This window comes from Aquibaculum sediminis, assembly GCF_040712085.1.
In the GTDB taxonomy this organism is placed as follows: domain Bacteria; phylum Pseudomonadota; class Alphaproteobacteria; order Kiloniellales; family DSM-21159; genus Aquibaculum; species Aquibaculum sediminis.
Window position 1 is genome coordinate 64,967 of the sequence record NZ_JBFCVK010000012.1, and the last position, 21,430, is coordinate 86,396.

Sequence of the window (21,430 nt, forward strand, 5' to 3'; positions counted from 1 at the left end):
CGCTGGTCGCTCGCAGTGACGGTGGTTAAGGCGTTGCCGGCGCTGCATTGGTGCGAGAGAGGGGCCCTTTGCGAGCCACGTTCATCGCGCGCCGCCGCCAGCCGGCGCCCTCAGCCCTCCTTCACGACCTTCGGGGGCAGGGCCAGCTTGAGGTGCAGTTCCTTCAGGCGCTCCGCCGGCACTTCGGCCGGGGCCGCCATCATCAGGTCTTCCGCGCGCTGGTTCATCGGGAAGAGGATGACCTCGCGGATATTGGGCTCGTCGGCCAGCAGCATGACGATGCGGTCGATGCCCGGTGCCGAGCCACCATGCGGCGGCGCGCCGTAGCGGAAGGCATTGAACAGGCCGCCGAAGCGCGCCTCCACCTCTTCCTTGCCGTAGCCGGCAATCTCGAAGGCCTTGATCATCACTTCCGGCAGATGGTTCCGGATCGCGCCGGAGGAGAGCTCCACGCCGTTGCAGACGATGTCGTACTGGAAGGCCTTGATGGTGAGCGGGTCCTGGGTCTCCAGGGCCTCCAGCCCGCCCTGGGGCATGGAGAAGGGGTTGTGGGAGAACTCGATCTGCCCCGTCTCCTCGTCCCGCTCGTACATCGGGAAGTCGACGATCCAGCAGAACTTGAAGACTCCGCTTTCGATCAGCTCCAGTTCCTGGCCGACGCGGGTGCGCGCCTGGCCGGCGAAGGCAGCGAATTTCTTCGGCAGTCCGGCGACGAAGAAAACGGCATCGCCGTCCTTGAGCCCAAGCTGCTCGCGGATCGCGGCCGTGCGCTGCGGGCCGATGTTCTTGGCAACGGGCCCGGCACCCTCGCCCTCGCGGAAGAAGATGTAGCCCAGACCCGGCTGCCCCTCGCCCTGGGCCCAGGAGTTCATGCGATCACAGAAAGCTCGGCTGCCGCCACCGGGTGCGGGAATGGCCCAGACCTCGACCTGCGGATCCTTCTCGATCATGCCGGCAAAGATCTTGAAGCCGGAACCGGCAAAGTGCTCGGTCACCGCCTGCATTTCGATGGGGTTGCGCAGGTCGGGCTTGTCGGAGCCGTACTTGCGCATGGCCTCGTCGAAGGGAATGCGCGGGAAGGGCGCCGGGGAGACCTTGCGGCCGTCGGCGAACTCCTCGAAGACCCCATGCAGCACCGGCTCGATGGCGGCGAAGACGTCCTCTTGCGTGACGAAGCTCATCTCGAAGTCGAGCTGGTAGAACTCGCCCGGTGAGCGGTCGGCGCGGCTGTCCTCGTCCCGGAAACAGGGCGCGATCTGGAAGTAGCGGTCGAAGCCCGCCACCATGACCAGCTGCTTGAACATCTGCGGCGCCTGCGGCAGGGCGTAGAACTTGCCCGGGTGCAGGCGGCTGGGCACCAAGAAGTCGCGCGCGCCTTCGGGGCTAGAGGCGGTGAGGATCGGCGTCTGAAACTCGACGAAATCCTGCTCGATCATCCGGCGCCGGATCGAATTGATCACATTGCCGCGCAAAACGATCTTGCGCTGCATCTTCTCACGGCGCAGGTCGAGGTAGCGGTAGCGCAGACGGATGTCCTCGCCGGCATCCTCTTCCGAGTTGACCTGCAGCGGCAGGAGGTCGGCCCGGGACTGCAGCGTGAAGGCCTCGATGCGCAGTTCCACCGCGCCCGTGGGCACCTTCGGATTGACCGTTTCCGCCGAGCGCTCGACCACCGTACCGGTGATGGTCACCACGCTCTCCGGCCGCGCAGCCTCGACCTCTGCGAAGATCGGGGACGACACGTCCACCACGCACTGGGTGATCCCGAAGTGGTCGCGCAGGTCCACGAAAAGCAGCTGACCATGGTCGCGCTTGCGATGGATCCAGCCGGACAGGCGCGCTTGCGTGCCGGCATCGGAGGCGCGCAGTTCACCGCAGGTGTGGGTACGATAGGCGTGCATTGGCTTTTCCGTTTCGAAGGGCTCCGCGCCTGCCCCGTGAGCGGGCAGGCAACCGGCTGTTCAGCCGCGAATGATGCTGGATCGTCTTGCAGTCAATCGGCTCGCCAAGCGACCCCGATCGAAAGCGTCCTGTTCCAGGCCCCGACCCCACGCCGCACAAGGCTGCGCGCGCGTCGAAAAGGCGGCGGCAAGAGGCAACGAGCGGCGGGTGTTTGTCAAGGATCGGGGCACAGGGAGGGGTCCCCACGGTGGAATTGTCGATGCACGAAGCAACGCCGCCGTCCCACAGCATGTCGACGCGCCCTCGTCGCTGATGCTGAATCAAGTAGGTCCGAAGGGTGAGCGCAAAATCGATTACAGCCAAACATTGGTGTACAAATAGTTCACTGCCAAAGGCTCACCGCGATCTTGACTGGCTGCTGATCAACGGTTGTGAGCAGTTGCACCGACAGGTTATAGTTCCTGAACCAACAGGATTTGCATAACATTGGGAGGCTGGCATGAAACATCCGATTCTAACTCTGGCAGCGGGCGTTGCCGCGGTCGGGCTGAGCGGGGGCCTCATGTCCTCACCGGCCACGGCCCAGGACACTCAGGAAATCCGCTGGGCGACGTCCTCTGTGGGCTCGGCCGGTCACCGTGCGCTGGTGAGCCTGTCCCAGCTCCTGAATAGCAACATGGATGAGATCTCCATCACCGTGATGCCGACCCCCGGGGCAGCGGCCTCTGTGCGTGGCTTCTCGGCGGGACAGTTCGACGGCTACTACGGCGCCGACGTCGCCTTCCACGAGATTGCCGGCGACACCGGCCGCTACGCAGGCTTCGAGCCGGGCGAGAACGAGCTCACCCAGTCCTTCTGGGCCTACACGCTGGAGATGGGCCTGGGCGTGCGCGCCGAAGACATCGACGAGTTCGAGGGCTGGCGCTCGCTGAGCGGCCGCCCCGTCTTCACCAGCCCGGCGCCCTGGGACACGCGCGCGGCTCTTGAGCGCGCAATGAACGTCCTCGAGGTCGGCCACGAGTATGTGGAGCTCGACACCGGCCTGACGGCCCAGTCGCTCCAGAACGGCACGGTCGATGCCTTCTCGATCTACACGGCCGGTGAAGCGAGTGCCTCCCCCTGGGTGCAGGAAGCGCTCATGAGCACGGACGTCCACGTCCTCAACCCCAGCGATGAGGAAATCCAAGAACTCGCGGATGCGGGCATCCAGGTGGTCCGTGTCAGTGCCGATGCCTACGACAATGCCATTGGCGCCGACGAGGTGGTGGCCGTCCCCTTCTATTACGGCTTCCATGTCGGCATGAATGTGGACGCCGACACGGTCTACCGCATGCTTGAGGTGGTCGAGGAGAATGTCGACGAGCTTGTCGCGGCGGACCCCGGCCTGTCCCAGCTGCAGGAGGATCTCGTCGGCATGCAGGTGCGCGGCATCGAGTCCATCGGCGATGCTGCCCCGATCCATCCGGGGCTGGCCCGCTTCCTCCAGGACCGCGACGCCTGGAACGAGGATTGGGACGACCGCATCGCGGAATGAGTAGCCTTACCGTGTATAGGGCGCACAGCGCCCGCTGCTGAGACACCGCCCCCGGTCCGATCGGCCGGGGGCGGTTGAATCTGATCCCACCAGCCGCAAGAGACACAAGAGGATGTCGGACATCGTCGAACTGGAAACTGGACCGCCGCCCCGGGACACCCCGCTCAAGCAGCGGCTTGGCCTGGTCGCCGACATCCTGTTCTACGTCTTCTGCACCGGCTTTTTCGTCTACCTTTTCCGCTATTACATGACCGGCGCCGGGGGCCCCTCCCTGCTGGCGGTCACAATGATGCCGATCACGCTGTGCATCGTCATCCTGAACGACCTGCGCAAGCAGATGCTCTACCCGGCGCTGGGGCCTGCGCTGCCATGGCTCTTTGCCGTCGTCTACATCGGCTTCAGCGTCTACGCCGCCTACTATCTCCGGACCGAGTTCGACAACATCCGCATCTACCGCATGGGTATGTGGAACACCCATGACCTGATCGTGGGTGCCGGCATGGCGGCGCTGATCCTCGAATACACGCGGCGACGCTACTTCGTGCTCTTCGTCATCAATCTCCTGCTGATCCTCTACACCGTCTACGGCTATGCTGTTCCGGGCCTGTTCAACCACCCGGGCATGTCCTGGGAGCGGGTGGCTAGTTCGATCAGCGTCGAGATGTCGACCGGCATCTTCGAGCGCCTGCCACAGCTCGGCCTCACCCTGATCGGGTCATTCATTCTGGTTCTGGCAGCGCTGCGCGCCTTCGGTTGCATCGATTCCATCCTGCACGGCTCCTCGCGCCTGGCGGCACGCTCGCCCACCATGCTGCCGCAGGCCGTCGTGGTGGGTTCCTTCGCGGTTGCCGCCGTTTCCGGCTCGGGTGCCGCCAATGCGGCGACCACGGGCTCGGCCACAATTCCGGCTCTGGTGCGCGCCGGCTTTCCCCGCGTCACCGCAGCGGCGGTGGAGACCGCGTCCTCCCTGGGCGGGCAGCTCATGCCGCCGCTGATGGGCATCGCGGCCTTCCTGATGGCCGAGTACCTGCGCGTCAGCTACTTCGATGTCGTGGCCCGCGGCTTCGCGCCGGCCTTCGTCTACTTCATCGGCGTGGCCTTCGCCGTCTACCTCCTCGCCCTGCGCTTTCAGCACCGCACCGTGATGGACAAGGTCGGCCCGCTGCGCCACCTGGACCGATTCAACATCGCCGCCTATGCCCTGGCGGTGGTGGGCCTGGTCTATTTCATGGGCGTCGAGCGGCGCGCCGCCATGTCGGCGGCGCAGACGGTCTTCATCTATCTCTTCCTTGCCATGACGGCGGTCTTCCTCTTCCGCGTGGTCAAGGAGCGCCTTTTCGACATTCGGGAGATCGCGCGGCCCTTCCTGCGGATGATCGAATCCTTCGCGACGATCACCTGCGAACTGGCGATCCTGCTCGCCACCCTGGGCATCCTGACCGCCAGCTTCACCATCACCGGTGTCCCGACCAAGGTGGGCGTCATCCTGATGGAAGGCGCCGGCATCAATCTCATCGTCATGGTGCTGGTGGCCTTCGGCTTCGGCTACCTGGTGGGCATGGGCCTGCCGGTGGCGCCGACCTATATCATCACCGCGGTGGTCATCGCCCCCTTCATGATCAGGGCCGGGCTCGACCCCTGGGTCGTGCACTTCTTCGCCTTCTTCGTCGCCGTCTTCGGCGAGCTCTCGCCACCAACCTCGGTGGTGGCGGCCGTGACCTCGCGCATTGCGGACGCACCCTTCGTGCGCACCATGATGCACGCCATCGTTCTGTGCATGCCGCTCATGGTCATGATGGCCGCGGTCTTCACCCATCCGGAACTGGTGCTCAATCCGGGCTGGGCGCAGCTTCCCGCCTTCCTCATCGTGGTGACCGGCACCCTGGCGCTGAGCCTCTCTTTCCAGGGGCGGCTTTCGCACAGCACGGCAGCGGACATCGGACTGCGCGTGGTCATCGCCGCACTCGGCTTGGGCGCCATCCTGATCCCCGACACCACGCTTGCAGCCGCCTTCGCGGTGGCCTGTCTGGTGGCGTTGGTGCTGGGCACGCTCGCCATGCGCCGAGTCGTCAGCACTCTGAGGTCGGGAGGTACGGCGAAGGCTTGAAGCAGAGCGGGCAGTCCTTGCGCCTTTCTAGGCCCGGCGCGGCGCGCTATAACTGCCGGCCATGCTAGTCCTGACAGATACCGATGCGCTCGCCGGCTATTGCGCGGCCCAGCGCAGTGCAGATTTCGTCACGGTCGATACGGAGTTCGTTCGCGACACAACCTATTGGCCCAAGCTCTGCCTGATTCAGATCGCCGGCCCCGACGAGCCGGCGATCATCGATCCCCTGGCACCGGGCATGGACCTGACGCCGCTGCTGGACCTCTTTGCCGACACGCAGGTGCTGAAGGTCTTCCACGCCGCGCGCCAGGACCTGGAGATCTTCTATCATCTTTGCGGACGCCTGCCGTCGCCCGTCTTCGACACCCAGGTGGCGGCCATGGTCTGCGGCTTCGGCGAGCAGGCGAGCTACGAGAAGCTGGCCGGCGCCCTGGCCAATGCCCGGATCGACAAGTCCGCACGCTTCACCGACTGGGCGCGCCGCCCGCTCGGCCGGCGGGAACTGGACTATGCCCTCTCCGATGTCACGCATCTGCGCACGGTCTACGCCAAGCTGCGCAGCCGCCTGGAGCGCAACGGACGGGCGGAGTGGCTCAGTGAGGAAATGGCCACGCTGACCAATCCGGCGACCTACGACCTCGACCCCGAGAATGCCTGGAAACGCCTGAAAAGCCGCTCGCGCGACCGGCGCTATCTAGCCGCAGTGAAGGCGCTGGCCGGCTGGCGAGAGCGAGAGGCGCAGCGCCGGGACGTGCCACGCAACCGGGTGATTCGCGACGAGCAGCTCTACGACCTCGCCGCCCAGCTTCCCACCACGCCCGACGCCCTGGGGCGCACGCGCGGCCTGAACGCCGACGTGGCGCGCGGGCGTATCGGCAAGGAGATTCTGGCCGAGATCGAGGCGGTGCTGGCGCTGCCGAAGGACTCTCTCCCCCAGGCCCCCAAGGTGGACAATGCCGAAGCACCGCAGGCCCTGCTCGACCTGCTGAAGGTGCTGCTAAAACACAAGTGCGAGGAGCACGACATCGCCCAGAAGCTGGTGGCGAACAGCGCCGATCTGGAGCAGATCGCCCTGGACGATCATGCCGAGGTGGCGGCGCTGACCGGCTGGCGCCGCAAGATCTTCGGCAAGGACGCCCTGGCGCTCAAGCGCGGCGACCTCGCCCTGGCGGCCGCGGGCCAGCGGGTCAAGCTCGTCCCCCTCACCGCAGGCGGCGCCGAACCCAAGTCCTGACGCCCCTCCGGTCGCCCCCGCCCCGATCGTCCCCGCCCCGGTCGCCCCCACCATGACCGAGACCCTGCCCATCGAAGAACTCCTGCCCGCCCTGCGGCGGACGCTTGCCGACGAGAGGTCTGCGGTGGTTGAGGCACCGCCGGGTGCCGGCAAGACCACGCTGGTTCCCCTGGCCCTGCTGGAGGAACTCTGGCTTGCCGGCCAGAAGATCCTGATGCTGGAGCCGCGCCGGCTCGCGGCCCGTGCAGCCGCCGCGCGCATGGCGAGCCTGCTGGGCGAAGTGCCCGGGCAGCGCGTCGGCTACCGCACCCGCCTCGACAGCAAGGTCGGCCGCGAGACCCGCATCGAGGTGGTGACCGAGGGCATTCTGACCCGCCGATTGCAGAGCGACCCGGGCCTGGACGGTGTCGGGCTGGTGATCTTCGACGAGTTTCACGAACGCAGCCTGCAGGCGGACCTGGGCTTGGCGCTCTGTCTCGAGGTGCAGGCCCTGCGCGACGACCTGCGCCTCCTGGTCATGTCGGCCACCCTGGACGGAGCGGCCGTGGCCGCCCTGCTCGGCGAGGCCCCGCGGCTCACCAGCGCCGGGCGCCAGCACCCCGTGAGCGTGACCCATCTCGGGCGCCCGCGCGACCGCCTGGAGCCGGCAATCACCGCCGCGGTCCGCCAGGCCTTGCGCGAAGCCCAAGGCGACCTCCTGGTCTTCCTGCCCGGCGAGGGAGAGATCCGGCGCTGCGAGGCCGCCTTGACCGAGGCCAGCACGGATGAAGCGGTGCAGGTGCTGCCGCTCTACGGTGCCCTTCCGCCGGAACGCCAAGACGCAGCCCTGCGCCCGGCCAAGGCAGGCCGACGGAAGGTCATCCTTGCCACGGCCATCGCCGAGACCAGCCTGACCATCGAGGGCGTGCGGGTGGTGATCGATTCCGGGCTTGCCCGCCGGGCCCGCTTCGACCCCGCCAGCGGCATGACCCGCCTGGAAACCGGTCCCGTCTCCCGGGCAGCCGCGGACCAGCGGCGCGGGCGCGCCGGCCGCACCGCGCCCGGCCACTGCTACCGTCTGTGGTCCGCTCCGGAAGAGCGTGCACTGCCGGCCTTCGACCGCCCAGAAATCCTGGATGCCGACCTGGCACCCCTGGCGCTTGAACTCGCCGCCTGGGGCTTGGAGGACGCAGAGCAGCTCGCCTGGCTCGACCCGCCCCCCGCGGCCGCCCTGGCACAGGCGCGTGACCTGCTGAGCGCTCTGGGAGCGCTGGATGCTGATGGCCGCATCACGGAGCACGGCCGCGCCATGAACCGGCTCTCCGCGCATCCGCGCCTGGCGCACATGCTGCTTTCGGCAGAGGGCACCGAGAAACTGTTGGCCTGCGACCTCGCGGCCCTGTTGTCGGAACGCGATATCCTGAAAGCCGCGCGCGATGCCGACCTGCGTCTGCGCCTCGATCTGCTGCGCGAGGGGGCTGCGGCGACCCAAGGTTTGCGGGTGGATCGGGGTCTGCTGCGGCGCTGCCGCCAGGCCGCCGCCGAATGGCGCCGTCGCCTCGGACTTTCGGGCAAGCCGGTCTCCAGCGAGGCCGCCGGCCGGCTGCTGGCCCTGGCCTATCCCGAGCGCCTGGGCCAGGCCCGATCCGGCCGTCCCGGCAGCTTTCGGCTCGCCAATGGCCGCGGCGCGGTGCTGCGAGTGGAGGATCCGCTGTCGGCCGCCGACTGGCTCGCGGTGGCCCACCTGGACGGCGCGGAGCGCGATGCGCGCATCTTCCTGGCCGCTCCCCTCACCCAGGCCGAGATCGAGGCGGTTTGCGCCGAACGCATCGAGGAAAGCGAGAACATCACCTGGAACGAACGCAGCGGACGCGTGGAGGCCCTCTGGCAGCGCCGGATCGGGGCCCTGGTGCTTGAGAGACGGCCGCTGGCGCGCCCCGCCCCCGAGCAGATCGCCGCCGCGCTGCTGCAGGCCGTGGAACGCCGTGGGATGGAGTCGCTGCCCTGGAGCCAGGCGGCCCGACAGTTGCAGGCACGCGTTGCGCTGCTGCGCCGTGTCGAGGGCGAGGAAACCTGGCCCGACTTGTCCGATGCGGCGCTGGCCCGGGACCTGGCCACCTGGTTGCAGCCCTACCTACACGGCATGACCCGCCTGGAGGACCTGCAGCGCCTCAACCTCGCCGCCATCCTGACCGACCGCCTGGACTGGCCGCAGCGTCAACGCCTGGACAGCCTGGCCCCCACCCACCTGAGCACACCCAGCGGCCGACGCCATCGCCTGGACTACTGCGCCGGCGACCAGCCGGTGCTCGCGGTGAAGCTGCAGGAAATGTTCGGGGCCGAGTCGAGCCCGAGTTTGGCCGGAGGGCGGGTGCCGGTGCTGCTCCACCTGCTTTCTCCGGCCGGGCGGCCGCTTCAAGTCACGGGCGACCTGCGCACCTTCTGGCGCGAAGGCTACCGCGAGGTGCGCGCCGAGATGCGCGGCCGCTACCCCAAGCACCCCTGGCCGGAGGATCCCCTGACCGCCCCGGCCACAGCCAGGGCCAAGCCGCGGCGATGAGCGGCTGCACGAGCCGACGAACAGCGTCATGCTTTGGCCGCAGGGTCACTTGGGTTATGCTGGCGACCGTTACGAGACAGCAAGAAAGACAGCCGGTTGGGGCGGACAGACTTGGGGCGGGTCGGCGTGGCTGGGCCGCGCAGGGCATGGGTGTGGACGGCCGCGGCATGAGTGTCGCTGCGCCTGCAAGGCTGCGCGCCCGTCTTGAGGCCTGCCGGCCGGGTCTGCTTGGCGGTTTGTTGCTTGCCATCCTGCTGCTGGTGTCGCCCTTGGCCGCCCAGGAAGAGGCTGCCGACCCGACCGAGGGCGAAGCGGCCGGGACCGAGGAGCCAGGTGCGGAAGTATCGGACACGCAGCCCTCCGCCCGCATCATCCGCCGCATCCCCCTGGCCCGGCTGGGTCATCTCCAGGGTCTGGCGCTGGAAGGTGTCGCCGACGCGCGCGAGTTGCGCTTTCCTCTGCCGCACGGCGTGTCCATCGAAGAGGGCTGGCTGGGACTGGGTCTCGAGCATGTCACCCCCTTCAGCGACACCGCCAGCCTGCGCCTGTCGATCAACGGCATGCCGCGCGCGACCCGCGGTCTCGCCGGTGAAGGCGAGAGCGACTGGCCCTTCCCGCTCGATGCTGCCGCCCTAAGCGGCGACAGCCTGAGTCTGGGCCTCGACTTTCGGGCAAGCCGCAGTGAGAACCGCTGCCTCGATGAACGCACGCTGACGGACTTCGTACGGATCGGTCCGGGCAGCGGTCTGCACCTGGCCATCGATGCCCACAGCGTCCAGTCCCTGGCCTCGGCCTGGTCGCTGCTGCCGCAGCGGGTCACAGTATCGCTGGGGCGCGAACCGCTGACGCCGGGCGCCTTTGCCGCGCTGCTGGAAATCACCCGACGCCTGCAGGCCAGCGGCCGCGAAGTGCGCACCCTGCCACTGCCGGAGATCCCGGCCGACGCGCCGGTTGGTCAATTGGCCTCCGGGCTAGCCGGCGCGCGCAGCCTGCTGTTCGAGGGCTTTGCCCCGGACGAGAGCTTCGGCATCGGTCACATCGTGGTGGCCGCACGCAGCGAACTGGCCGCGCTGGAAGGCGCGGTGGCACAAGCGCAGGAACGTTTCGAGCGCTTCTCCGGCGCTGCGGAGGGCGAGATGCCGCTCCCGTCAACACGCCTGCAACCGCAGCCGGGCGACGCCCCCGACCTGCGCCTGGTGCGCTTCCTGGATTACCCGGTGATCGCGGCCGGCAGCAGTGATCCGGAGCCGGCGATCGGGCTGCTGACGGGCCCCTGGTCAAGTCTGGCCGACTCCAGCAGCCTGCGTGCAGACCTGCAGCAGTCGCTGAGCGCAGACACACCAAAGCGCGAAGGCGTCACCTTTGCCGAGCTGGGGTTCGACGATGGCCTGCGCAGCGGCGCGGGCCGCTCCGAATGGCTCCTCGACTTCGCCCTGCGCGACCTGCCGCAGGGCCGGCTGCCCACGGCGGTAGAATTGCAGCTCATCCTGCCGGGCGCGCCGGACGGCACGCGATCGGGCCCGCTCGACGTCTATTTCAACGACTCGCTGCTGGCCAGCATTCCGCCCGGACGCAGCGGCGAGCGACGGCGCGAGACCCTGGCTCTGCCCACCTACCTGATCGGCACGGAAAACCGCCTGCGGGTGGTGCTGCACCGCACCCAGAGCGCTGGCGATTGCGCCCTGCCGCCGGCCGACACCCCCGCCCAGTTGCTGGCCAGCAGCCGCGTTCTCACCGAGCAAGAGGCGCCGCGCCCGCGCGACTTCTACGAACTGATCAGCCACATGGGGCAGGATCCGCTCTTCCTTCTGCCCGAAAGCCTGCTGGCCGACCCTGCCGCAGCCCTGCCGCTGCTGGCGCGCGTGAGCGAAACCCTGCTGCCGGCCAGGGTGCGGCCGCGCCTGCGCTTTTTCGGGGAGAGCACCCCGGCCGGCGTCGATGGTCCCTTCCTGCTGTTCGGTCAGGCGCAGGGGCTGCGGCCGCAGGCGCCGCTCGATCTCTCCGATGGCCAGCTCACCCTGCGCGACGGCACCGGCCGTAACCTGCTGCAGGCCGATGCGCCGCTGCAGACCGCGGTGGTGCAGTTGGCACGACTCGGCGAGCACAGCGGCCTGTGGGTCCTGCCTGACGGCCAAGGACGCTATCCGACGCCGCCCAGCCTCTCCCTCGGGCGCAACAGCTTGGCCTGGATCGACGACGGGGGTGTGGCCCTTGCGCTGCAGACCGAGCCCGAAGCGGCCGCGCGCCTGCGCTACCCCTGGGCGGAAACCTGGCTCGAACTGCTGGACCGGCACCGCCACGCGATCCTCGCGGGGGGTGCCGTCCTGCTGACGCTGCTGATCCTGGCGCTGATCACCCGCCAGCGCCGCCGCCGTCGGCGCGACCAGGGCTGACCCACCGCCGGCGCGATGCCCTCACAGGCCAGCCGGCCGGCCTTCCACCGGGTTGCTGAAGGGCACGAAGGCCTTCTGCCCGGCCACCTCGCGATGGTGGCGCAGGGCCCAGTGCACGGAGGGGAAGGCAAGCGACTCCCAGGGAATGTCGGCCCAGGCAAACAGCCCGACATCGCTTGATTCCGGCCCGGCCCACACGGCATCGTCCAGCAGCCGAGCGCGGTAGATCAACTGCACCTGGCTGATGCGCGGAATGGAATAGACGGCGAGCAGCTGGTCGATCTCGATGCGGGCGCGCGCCTCCTCCCAGGCCTCACGCCGGGCCCCGGCATCGGCTGTCTCACCCAGCTCCATGTAGCCGGCCGGCAGCGTCCAATAGCCGAGACTGGGCTCGATGGCGCGACGGCACAGCAGAAGCTTTTCCTCCCACAACACCACCGAGCCGACGACGATCTTCGGATTCTGGTAGTTGATGAAGCCGCAATCGCGACAGACCAAACGCTCCCGGTCGTCGCCCGCAGGCCTGCGCTGTTCGAAGTTCGTCCCGTCTCCGCCCAAGCCACCGGCTCCTTCACTGTCCGTCGCCTGCAGTGTGGGAAACGACAGGGATGGGGGCAAGACGCAACCCTGTTCCGCAGGTCCGAAGATCAGCCCAGCAGATTCGCTCTCCGTTCGAGTTGCCGGCAACCCAGCATCAATTCATCGAACGCCAAGGCATCATCAAGCAGCAAGCCATCATCCACCATGCGACCATAGTCGACTGCCAGCACCTCTCGTGCACGTCCGTTCGGTACGAGTTGCAAAGCCCCTCGAACAGCTTCGTGATAATTCACCGCTTGGCCCGAAGCGTCCTTCTCGGGGAAGAACAGCGATTTATGGCGCGCGACAGCTGCAGCAAGGTCACGGCTTTGAATTGCCGGCTGGGCATGCCCGGTCGCATCCAGGCAGTACAAATCATACCAGTGCCGCGCGATCCGATGTCCGCGCAACCGGCCGCCACAGCAGAAAACATGAATCGCCGTGGCCTTCTCCCAGAAGGTGCGCTCAACGCGCATTACCTTGGACAGTGCCTGGGGAAATTCCAGCTGATGAAGATGATCAGCTGCGTCGCAGCGGATATTTCGAAGCGCAAAAGGCTCACCCGTCGCCCTGGCACCGAACTCCAGCATTACGGAGGGGTTCACGTACCCCGAGCCGCCAGCCACCGCCTCATAATCAAGGTATACATTCGCCCCTTCGACACGGATAACTGCCGGCAAGCGAGCATGATGGATGGCATGCTCCAGAACAGGGACAATCTCTTTAGCGATCGTCTCGTCGAGCCGGCCGCGAATCATCCGAGTCCAACGCCTTTCCTGACTGCGATTTGGCGGAAGCGCATCGCCTCGATGACTGACGACATCCGGCAGCAGGGCGCGTATGTCATAGGTTAAATCGACGTCTTCGGAGAACCTGCGGATCGCGTCATAGGCTTTCGACAGTGACGTGCCACCCTTGAAGACCAGATGCTTCCCGACAGGTGCGTTAAAGAGCGTCGCCAACGCCCAGACCACCCAAACGTCTTTTTCAAGCAAGTGAACCGGCCTGCCGCTCTCGGCTTCCACGTAGCCAAGTGCATCGAGCCGATCACGGCTTGAAAGCTGGAGAAAGTCTTCAGCCATGCCTCACGAGTTCGCTGACCTTGGCGGCGAGCCATGACGGCAACTGGGGGCGGACCGACGCCAGGTTCTCCAATTCAGTCGCCGAGAGTCGGCGCCTGAGCACGCCGAGAGCTTCCCCGACCTTCTCCCGCCCAAGCCATGCCAGAGCCCGGATTGCGTCGCCTGCCGGCTGGTTTGGCATCAGAAGTTGCCAGCGCGGCGCATGGCGGAGCTCGATGGTTTGCTTGCCGAGGGTAAGCCGTTGGGTCGGCCCGGACGTGAGGTAGACGCTGTATAGCGGAACCTGGGGCGAGAGACCGAGCCTGTTCGCCGCCGCTGCGCCGTGCGGCACGATCGTTGCGCCCTTGAGATGCGCAAAAGCCTCAAGCGCCTCCGGAGCGGAAGGAGACCGCTGACCAAAACGGCCTTGAACGGGCCTGAGATAGACACCGCGGCTAAACCGCAGCAACCGACCTTCCCTGGCCAGACGGGAAAGCCCCTGATCCACAGCTGCACGACTGCCCAGGTGCAGCAGTGCTTTGGCGCAAATTGGTGCGCCTTCCGGCAGTGACTCGCTATGAGCCAGGATTGATTTCGCTAGGGCCGTCATGGCTGCGCTCCTTCTGTCAGAAACATAGTCTGTTTTCTGACAAAATCCACGCCAATTCCCATATTCCTTATACCCTGCCGGGTTAATGGGAGGTCAGGAGGAACCCTAGGGGGCCACGCTCAGCAGTCGCGGAACAGGCCGTGGCCGGCGGCCTTGTGGCCTTGTTCGGTGGCGGCGGCGCGGTAGTAGGCAACCAGGAAGGTGCGTACGGCCGAGGCCAGATTGCCCTCGCTGGTGGCACGGATGCAGGAAATCAGGCGATCCATGCCGACGCCCTCGCGCAGGCATACCTCCTCCAGGGCATCCCACATCGGGCTTTCCAGGCGCAACGACGTGCGGCGTCCCCGAACCCGGATGTTGCGCAGTTCCTGCGCGCCCCGATGATCGAGGGCGTCCCGGTTCGATTGAGGCGCGGAGGCTTCCTCGGGGCCGTCCAGTGGACGGGATTCAAGGGCGCGTGTTGGCATGGCGCACCCAATGATTGAGGCCGTGACGTTTCATCCTCCATTAATCGCGCGTCCGTTGCGAGCGGCGCAAGTCTATTTCACAGCCAAAAGGCGTACTGATCAGTTTATTTCACTTCCTCAGGGGTAAGGGTTTGCATTTGCAGGGCGTGCAGGCCGGCCTCGAATTCCGCGCCCAGGGCCGCATAGACCGCCCGCTGGCGCTCCACTCGACTCAACCCCACGAAGCGCTCGGAGACGATGCGCACCCTGTAGTGCGTCTCGCCGCCGGGCCGCGCGCCGGCATGGCCCTCGTGGAGGGCCGAATCGTCCTGAATCGTCAGCTCTTGCGGCGCAAAGGCCTCACGCAACTTCCGTTCCAGGTTCTGCGACATCGACATGGCATGCTCCTCCTCGGGACTGTATGGCTTTACGACTGTATGGCTGGACGCGACGCTCCGCTGCCCCCGCCGACCTGTCAAGCCGGCCCGCAGCGGGGAAGCACGCAAGCGCAGGAGGGGATGACCCGATTTCATGAGCAGGACCGCTTCAACCCCGGCATCCACGTCGCCACCACCCACTCCCGCCCTCGCCTACGGCCTCTTTGCCATCACGGTGCTGATCTGGGGCAGCAACTGGCCGATCATGAAGATCGGGCTGACCATGGTCCCGGCCTTCTGGTTCGCCTTCCTGCGCGTCTTCCTGGGCTGTCTCGCCCTTTTTGCCGTGCTGGCTGCCGTGGGCAGCCTGCGCCTGCCGCAGCGCAGCGATCTGCCGGTGATCCTCTCCGTCGGCATGCTGCAGATCGCCGCCTTCCTGCTCATCATCAATCTGGCGGTGCCGGTGGTGGGCGCGGGACGCTCGGCCATCCTGGCCTACACCACGCCGCTCTGGGTGGTGCCGGGCGCCCTGTTGCTGCTGGGCGAGCGCCTGCGACCGCTGAAGACCCTCGGCCTGCTCTCCGGCCTGCTGGGGGTTGCGATCCTCTTCAACCCCACGGCCTTCGACTGGGGGGATGCCGCCCAGCTGCGCGGCAATGCGCTGCTCATGCTGGCCTCCCTGGCCTGGGCCGTGGCCATCCTGCACGTGCGCTCGCGCCGATGGCAGGGTTCGCCGCTGGAGCTGGCGCCCTGGCAGCTGCTCGTCGCCATGCCGCCGCTGCTCGCCGGGGCGCTCTTCTTCCATCCCGATTGGCGCCCGCCGGCGCGCTGGGATCTGGCGCTGCTGCTGCTGCACAACGGCGTGCTGGCCACCGGCTTCTGCTACTGGGCCGCCTTCACGGTGACCCGTGCCCTGCCGGCCATGTCCACGTCGCTCGGCTTCCTCGGGGTTCCGGTGGTGGGCGTGCTCTCCTCCGCCGTGATCGTGCAGGAGGCCCTGACGCTCAGCGTGATCGCCGGGCTGTTGGCGATCCTGCTTGGCGTCACGCTGGTCAATCTCTCCGACCTGCGTCGCAATCGGCGCACACGATAGAGCCGGCGACACGCAAGGCTCTTGCGAGCGCGGCTTTCCGGACGCACCCTGCAGCCATGCTGCCTATGCCCCTTCTCGCGCTTGCGCTCATCGCCCTGCTGCCGGCCCTGCCGGCCGCGGCCCAGGATCGCCATCAGGCCTGCCTGGAGGAGGCGGCCTCGCAGCCCACCCAGGCACTCGAACGCGCCCAGGCTTGGCGACAGCAGGGCGGGGGCGCTGCGGCACGCCACTGCGCCGCGGCGGCCCTGGCCGAGTTGCAACGCTACGGCGAGGCGGCACTGGAACTGGAGGGCGTGGCCCGTCTGGTCGAGAACGACGCCCGTCCCGGCCTGCTGGCCGAGGCGGCCTGGCTGCACCTGCTGGGCGGCGATCGCGATGCGGCGGACACGGCCTTGAGTGAAGCAATCGAGCAGGCGCCGAACAACGCGGACCTGCGGATCGACCGCGCCATCGTGCGGGCGGAAGGCGAGCGCTGGTGGCAGGCGATCGATGACCTGGACCGCGCCTGGGAGCTGGCGCCGCAGCGCACGGAAACGCTGCTGCTGCGCGCCGAGGCCTACCGCCGGGTCGATGCCGCGGAGCTGGCGCTCGACGATCTCAACCGCCTGCTTTCCCTGGAGCCGGACAATGCCGAGGCGCTGATGCAGCGCGGCATCGTGCAAGTCGAACTGGGCGAGAGTGAAGCCGCCGCCGCCGACTGGCGTCAGGCGAGCGACCTGGACCCGCAGGGCGAAGCCGGACGGATTGCGCGCGAGAACCTGCAACGCCTCGAGGCCGCGGCAGATTAACTCCCCGCCGGGAATCTGGCGTCAGAAATCCAGATCGGCGTAGTGGGCCGGCGCCGGCACCCCCGGCACGCTGTCGGCAAGCAGTGCGCGCATGATCGGGCGCGACTTGATCCGGGCATACCAGTCCCGCGCCACGGGGTGATTGTCCCAGGGGACGTGCCCCAGGTAATCCACGCAGGAGAGATGCGCCGCAGCCGCCAGGTCGGCCAGACTGAGGCTTTCACCCGCCAGCCAATTGCGCCGCTCGGCCAGCCAGGCGAGGTATTCCAGGTGGTGATGGATGTTGTGATTGGCGGCCCGGATCGCCTGGGAGTCCGCCGAACCGCTGCGCGCCAGGCGTTTCAGCAGCTTTTCCTCCAGGAGCGGCTCGGAAACCTCGCGCGCGAACTTGCGGTCGAACCAGTTGGTCAGGCGGCGCACCTCAACCCGGTCCAGGGCCGTTTCGCCCAGCAATAGGCGCTCGGGATAGATTTCGTCGAGGTACTCGGTGATGACCCCGTCGCCGGGCACCACGGTCCCGTCCTCCTCGATGAGAACGGGAACCTCGCCGGCCGGGTTGAGGCGCAGGAAGGCCTGGCGCCGTTCCCAGACCTGCTCGGCCTTGAGCTCGAATTCGAGTCCCTTCTCCGCCAGCGCCAGTCGGACCTTGCGGCTGCCGGGATTGAGGGCATGATGGTAGAGGACACGCATGAGCGCCACCATATACGGACTGTCTCCCGGACTGAACAGGGCCGGGGTTTCTGCCGATTGCAGGGAGAGCGCATCCGCATGACATTGCGGCAGCGGCCCGTCCACCCTATTTTCCGCCTTCCATGAGCCTGCAGGCTCCCAGGAGTCTGCACGCCCAGAGCGCCCCAGCCACGGTAACCGGACCGGCATGAGCACCGACCTGAGTCATATTCGTAACTTCGCCATCATCGCGCACATCGACCATGGCAAGTCCACCCTGGCCGATCGCATGATCCAGCTCTGCGGCGGGTTGACCGAGCGCGAGATGAAGGAGCAGGTGCTCGACTCCATGGACCTGGAGCGCGAGCGCGGCATCACCATCAAGGCCCAGGCTGTGCGGCTGGAGTACACCGCCGACAACGGCGAGACCTACCAGCTCAACATGATCGACACGCCCGGCCACGTGGACTTTTCCTACGAGGTCAGCCGCTCGCTCAAGGCTTGCGAAGGTTCGCTCCTGCTCGTCGATGCCTCCCAGGGCGTGGAGGCGCAGACGCTGGCCAACGTCTACCTCGCCATCGACCACGACCATGAGATCGTGCCGGTGCTCAACAAGGTCGACCTGCCGGCCGCCGAACCCGAGCGCATTCGCGAGCAGATCGAGGAGGTGGTGGGCCTGGATGCCACCGACGCGCTGCAGATCTCGGCCAAGACCGGCATCGGCGTCAAGGAGGTGCTGGAAGCCATCGTCCACCGCCTTCCGCCACCACAAGGAGAACCCGAGGCGCCGCTGCAGTCCCTGCTGGTTGATTCCTGGTACGATCCCTACCTCGGCGTGGTCGTGCTGGTGCGCGTGATGGACGGCAAGCTGCGTGCCGGTATGAAGATCCGCATGCTGGGTACCCGGGCGCTGCACGACGTGACCCAGGTGGGCATCTTCAAGCCGACCAAGACCAAGGTCCAGGAACTCGGCCCCGGCGAGCTCGGCTATGTGGTGGCCGGGATCAAGGACATTGCCGACGCCAAGGTGGGCGACACCATCACCGACGAGCGCCGCCCCTGCGCCGGCCCGCTGACCGGCTTCCAGCCCTCGATCCCCGTGGTCTTCTGCGGCCTCTTCCCGGCCGACGCCAGCGACTACGAGGAGCTGCGCGACAGCCTGGGCAAGCTGGCGCTCAACGACTCCTCCTTCGTCTTCGAGCCGGAAGTCTCCCCGGCGCTGGGCTTCGGTTTCCGCTGCGGCTTTCTGGGACTGCTGCACCTGGAGATCGTGCAGGAGCGCCTGGAGCGGGAGTTCGGCCTCGACCTCGTCACCACCGCGCCCTCGGTCGTCTATCACGTGCATCAGCGCAACGGCGAGACGCTGCACCTGCACAACCCCTCCGACATGCCCGACCCGACCCGGGTGCTCTCCATCGACGAACCCTGGATCAAGGCGACCATCATGGTGCCGGACGAGTTCCTGGGCTCGGTGCTCAAGCTCTGCGAAGAGCGGCGTGGCGAGCAGCAGGACCTCACCTACGCCGGTGATCGGGCCATGGTGGTCTACAAGCTGCCGCTCAACGAGGTGGTCTTCGACTTCTACGACCGCCTGAAATCCGTGACCCGCGGCTATGCCTCCTTCGACTATCACCTGGAGGGTTATCGCGAGGGCGACCTGGTCAAGCTTTCCATCATGGTCAACCAGGAGCCGGTGGATGCCCTGGCACTGATCGTCCATCGCAGCCAGTCGGAAGCGCGCGGACGAGCACTCTGCCAGAAGCTGAAGGAACTGATCCCGCGCCAGCTCTTCAAGATCGCCATCCAGGCCGCCATTGGCGGCAAGGTGATCGCCCGCGAAACGGTTTCCGCCATGCGCAAGGATGTCACCTCCAAATGCTACGGTGGCGACATCTCCCGCAAGCGCAAGCTCCTCGACAAGCAGAAGGAGGGCAAGAAGCGCATGCGCCAGTTCGGCAATGTGGAGATCCCGCAGTCCGCCTTCCTGGCCGCGCTGCGCATGGGCGAGGAGTAGCGCGACCCTCTGATCCAGGTCATGCTGATCCAGGTCATGGCAGCCGAGCGGCGGGGGTGGCAAGGAGCCGGCGAGACATGACCGCCGGAGCCCACCAATGCCCCGCCGCATCCTGATCATCCAGGGTCATCCCGACCCCGACCCGGCACGCCTCTGCCGCGCCCTGGCCGAGGCCTATGCCGAGGGCGCACACAAGGCGGGGCATGAGATCGCCCGCCTCGACCTCGCCCAAATGGACATTCCCCTGCTGCGCAGCGAAGCCGCCTTCAAGGAGGAGCAACCCACGCAGGAGGTCCGCCGGGCCCAGGAGGCCCTGCTGGCCGCCGAGCACATCGTGGTAATTTTCCCCTTGTGGCTCGGCACCCTGCCCGCCCTGGTCAAGGCCTTCTTCGAGCAGGCGCTGCGCCCCGGCTTCGCCTTTGCCACCGAGGGCAAGGGCTTTCCCAAGGGACGGCTCAAGGGCCGCTCGGTGCGCCTGGTGGTCACCATGGGCATGCCCGCGCTGGCCTACCGCTGGCTCTACGGCGCCCACGCCCTGAAAGGCCTGTCGCACAGCCTCTTCGGCTTCGTCGGCCTCAAGCCGGTGCGCCAGACCCTCTTCGGCATGGTGGCCAGCGCCAGCCCGCAGCGGCGCCAAGGCTGGCTGGCCGAAATGCGCCGGCTTGGCGAGCGGGCGCGGTAGCGCTGACTCCCTGGCGCCGCCGAATCAGCTCTGTGCTGCTGACGGCAGGCTGGCGCAGTTGCTCTGCACCTCGTTGCCCGCGAAGAGGTCTTGCACCCAGCTATGCGCCGCATCGGCGCCGTAGCGCAAAGCACCCCTGTGGTCGGCCTGAGCGAAGACCTGATAGTTGATGAAGTTGCCACTCTCGCAGAGCCGCCGCACCGTGCTGTCGGTCGCGGACGGGAGGACCGTGTGGTCCTGCGCGCCCTGGACGATCATCGCCGGCCGGTCGATCTCTAGCTCGCCGGGTTCGTTGCTGGCGGCAACAGAGCGAAAGGCCTCCAGGTCCGGTGCCTCCAGGAACTGAGCGCCGGAACTGACCGTGGTCCAATAGCCCGAGGTGCTGGCGGCCGTTACGCAGTCATCGTGGATCCTGGGCAGGTTATCGAGGGCGTCCAGCGTCAGGATATCGTAGAGATTTATCGCGGAGTGGGTCGTGGCGTAGGACTGCAGAATATAGAGCACGTAGGCGAGCGCCGGCTGCGGGCTGTCGGACTGGCGCATGGCATCCAGGCGATCTGCCAGATGCGAGGCCGGCGCGAAGGCCACGGTCCCCAGGAAGTCGTACTGCGGCACATACTCCGGGCCAAGAGATGAGGCAAAGAGATCAACCTGACCTCCTTGGGAGTGTCCCATCACGACGTAGCGCGTGCCCAGGTCGGCTTCCACCTGATGGCCGGCCGTCAGCATATCCAGGGCACTGCGGCCGGTGGGCACACCCTGGAGGAAGGGCTGATGGTTGACCACGCCCAGGCCTTGGTAGTCCGCGGCCACAACCGCATAGCCCTTCTGCACGAAGCCATCCAGCAACTCTGCCATGGCACTGACATAGCCGTGTTCCGGGCCGTCGGCTGTGTCCAGGGAGGGGGCGCATCTGGGGTTCATTCCGGAAGTGCCGTGGGTCCAGACAATGACCGGCCAACCGCCTTCCGGCGGCGCGCCCTCGGGCACAGAGACACTCCCAGACAGTGGGATGGGCTGATCACGGTCACTGAGACCATGATAGAGGACCAGACTGTTCCGAGCGGCGCTGGGCAGGGCCATGGTCTTGGTTTCGTCCATGGCACGGGCGTAGATCACGTCGCCCCGCGCCCCGCTGGGCAGAGGGTCGGCCGGATCATAGAAAGCCGCGCCGTCAGGACCTTGGGGAACATTCCCCGCAGCCGCTGCTGAAGCAAGCACAAGCGTGAGAAACCCGCCGCCAACTGCCATGCCATACTTGTTGGTCTTCATTGCCGCCCCCCAAATTAACATTAGCCCATCCAAAGCAAACTACATCGCAATCTCATTTCATCGCAATAATAGATTACAAAAGCTCTCTATCTTCATCCTGCACATACCCAAAATCGACAAACATCTTTAC

General features: G+C 67.0%; 17 protein-coding genes. 9 read left to right on the top strand and 8 right to left on the bottom strand.

The features are described 5' to 3' along the window. Positions 1–110: 110 nt before the first annotated feature. Entirely contained in the window at positions 111–1,901 is a 1,791-nt protein-coding gene (gene aspS / locus ABZ720_RS16615; protein WP_366556647.1) for an aspartate--tRNA ligase, read from the bottom strand. Positions 1,902–2,401: 500 nt separating this feature from the next. Here aspS and ABZ720_RS16620 point away from each other — a divergent pair, with 500 nt between their 5' ends. The 5 genes from ABZ720_RS16620 to ABZ720_RS16640 all read left to right on the top strand — a co-directional run bounded on the left by ABZ720_RS16620 (position 2,402) and on the right by ABZ720_RS16640 (position 11,709). Continuing rightward, on the top strand, positions 2,402–3,436 hold the full coding sequence (locus ABZ720_RS16620) for a TAXI family TRAP transporter solute-binding subunit (protein WP_366556648.1): 1,035 nt from the start codon (positions 2,402–2,404) through the stop codon (positions 3,434–3,436). Between the two features lie 112 nt (positions 3,437–3,548). Next, positions 3,549–5,543, top strand: a complete 1,995-nt coding sequence (locus ABZ720_RS16625) for a TRAP transporter permease (RefSeq protein WP_366556649.1) — start codon at positions 3,549–3,551, stop codon at positions 5,541–5,543. A 61-nt stretch (positions 5,544–5,604) separates the two neighbouring features. Then, positions 5,605–6,777 carry a ribonuclease D gene (gene rnd, locus ABZ720_RS16630; RefSeq protein ID WP_366556650.1) on the top strand — a complete coding sequence of 391 codons (1,173 nt, stop codon included), beginning with the start codon at positions 5,605–5,607 and terminating at the stop codon, positions 6,775–6,777. 52 nt (positions 6,778–6,829) lie between these two features. Beyond that, positions 6,830–9,316: an ATP-dependent helicase HrpB gene (hrpB, locus tag ABZ720_RS16635; protein ID WP_366556651.1), complete on the top strand. Its 2,487-nt coding sequence runs from the start codon at positions 6,830–6,832 to the stop codon at positions 9,314–9,316. A gap of 167 nt (positions 9,317–9,483) precedes the next feature. After that, on the top strand, positions 9,484–11,709 hold the full coding sequence (locus tag ABZ720_RS16640; RefSeq protein WP_366556652.1) for a cellulose biosynthesis cyclic di-GMP-binding regulatory protein BcsB: 2,226 nt from the start codon (positions 9,484–9,486) through the stop codon (positions 11,707–11,709). Between the two features lie 21 nt (positions 11,710–11,730). Here ABZ720_RS16640 and ABZ720_RS16645 read toward each other — a convergent pair whose 3' ends face one another. The 5 genes from ABZ720_RS16645 to ABZ720_RS16665 form a co-directional block, all read right to left on the bottom strand. Continuing rightward, positions 11,731–12,267 carry an NUDIX hydrolase gene (locus ABZ720_RS16645; RefSeq protein WP_366556653.1) on the bottom strand — a complete coding sequence of 179 codons (537 nt, stop codon included), beginning with the start codon at positions 12,265–12,267 and terminating at the stop codon, positions 11,731–11,733. 89 nt (positions 12,268–12,356) lie between these two features. Then, a complete protein-coding gene (locus ABZ720_RS16650; RefSeq protein WP_366556654.1) occupies positions 12,357–13,370 on the bottom strand; it encodes a nucleotidyl transferase AbiEii/AbiGii toxin family protein in 1,014 nt (337 codons plus the stop codon). Next, positions 13,363–13,959: a DUF6088 family protein gene (locus ABZ720_RS16655; RefSeq protein WP_366556655.1), complete on the bottom strand. Its 597-nt coding sequence runs from the start codon at positions 13,957–13,959 to the stop codon at positions 13,363–13,365. The genes ABZ720_RS16650 and ABZ720_RS16655 overlap by 8 nt, the downstream gene beginning before the upstream one ends. Before the next feature lie 119 nt (positions 13,960–14,078). Further along, positions 14,079–14,426 (bottom strand): ribbon-helix-helix domain-containing protein, encoded by a 348-nt coding sequence (locus ABZ720_RS16660; RefSeq protein WP_366556656.1) that lies wholly within the window; start codon positions 14,424–14,426, stop codon positions 14,079–14,081. Between the two features lie 104 nt (positions 14,427–14,530). After that, complete coding sequence (locus tag ABZ720_RS16665; protein WP_366556657.1) at positions 14,531–14,803, bottom strand: BolA family protein; 273 nt, start codon at positions 14,801–14,803, stop codon at positions 14,531–14,533. A 133-nt stretch (positions 14,804–14,936) separates the two neighbouring features. Here ABZ720_RS16665 and ABZ720_RS16670 point away from each other — a divergent pair, with 133 nt between their 5' ends. Then, a complete protein-coding gene (locus ABZ720_RS16670; protein ID WP_366556658.1) occupies positions 14,937–15,875 on the top strand; it encodes a DMT family transporter in 939 nt (312 codons plus the stop codon). Positions 15,876–15,931: 56 nt separating this feature from the next. Beyond that, a complete protein-coding gene (locus tag ABZ720_RS16675) occupies positions 15,932–16,663 on the top strand; it encodes a tetratricopeptide repeat protein (RefSeq protein WP_366556659.1) in 732 nt (243 codons plus the stop codon). A gap of 21 nt (positions 16,664–16,684) precedes the next feature. Here the strand turns inward: ABZ720_RS16675 and ABZ720_RS16680 are convergent, their stop codons facing one another. Next, entirely contained in the window at positions 16,685–17,353 is a 669-nt protein-coding gene (locus tag ABZ720_RS16680; RefSeq protein ID WP_366556694.1) for a glutathione S-transferase family protein, read from the bottom strand. 187 nt (positions 17,354–17,540) lie between these two features. On the opposite strand from ABZ720_RS16680, the gene lepA reads away from it, so the two are divergent. Beyond that, positions 17,541–19,346, top strand: a complete 1,806-nt coding sequence (lepA, locus tag ABZ720_RS16685) for a translation elongation factor 4 (RefSeq protein ID WP_366556660.1) — start codon at positions 17,541–17,543, stop codon at positions 19,344–19,346. Positions 19,347–19,443: 97 nt separating this feature from the next. Then, positions 19,444–20,028 (top strand): NAD(P)H-dependent oxidoreductase, encoded by a 585-nt coding sequence (locus ABZ720_RS16690; RefSeq protein ID WP_366556661.1) that lies wholly within the window; start codon positions 19,444–19,446, stop codon positions 20,026–20,028. A gap of 24 nt (positions 20,029–20,052) precedes the next feature. Here ABZ720_RS16690 and ABZ720_RS16695 read toward each other — a convergent pair whose 3' ends face one another. Beyond that, entirely contained in the window at positions 20,053–21,300 is a 1,248-nt protein-coding gene (locus ABZ720_RS16695) for a lipase family protein (RefSeq protein WP_366556662.1), read from the bottom strand. Positions 21,301–21,430: the final 130 nt, after the last annotated feature.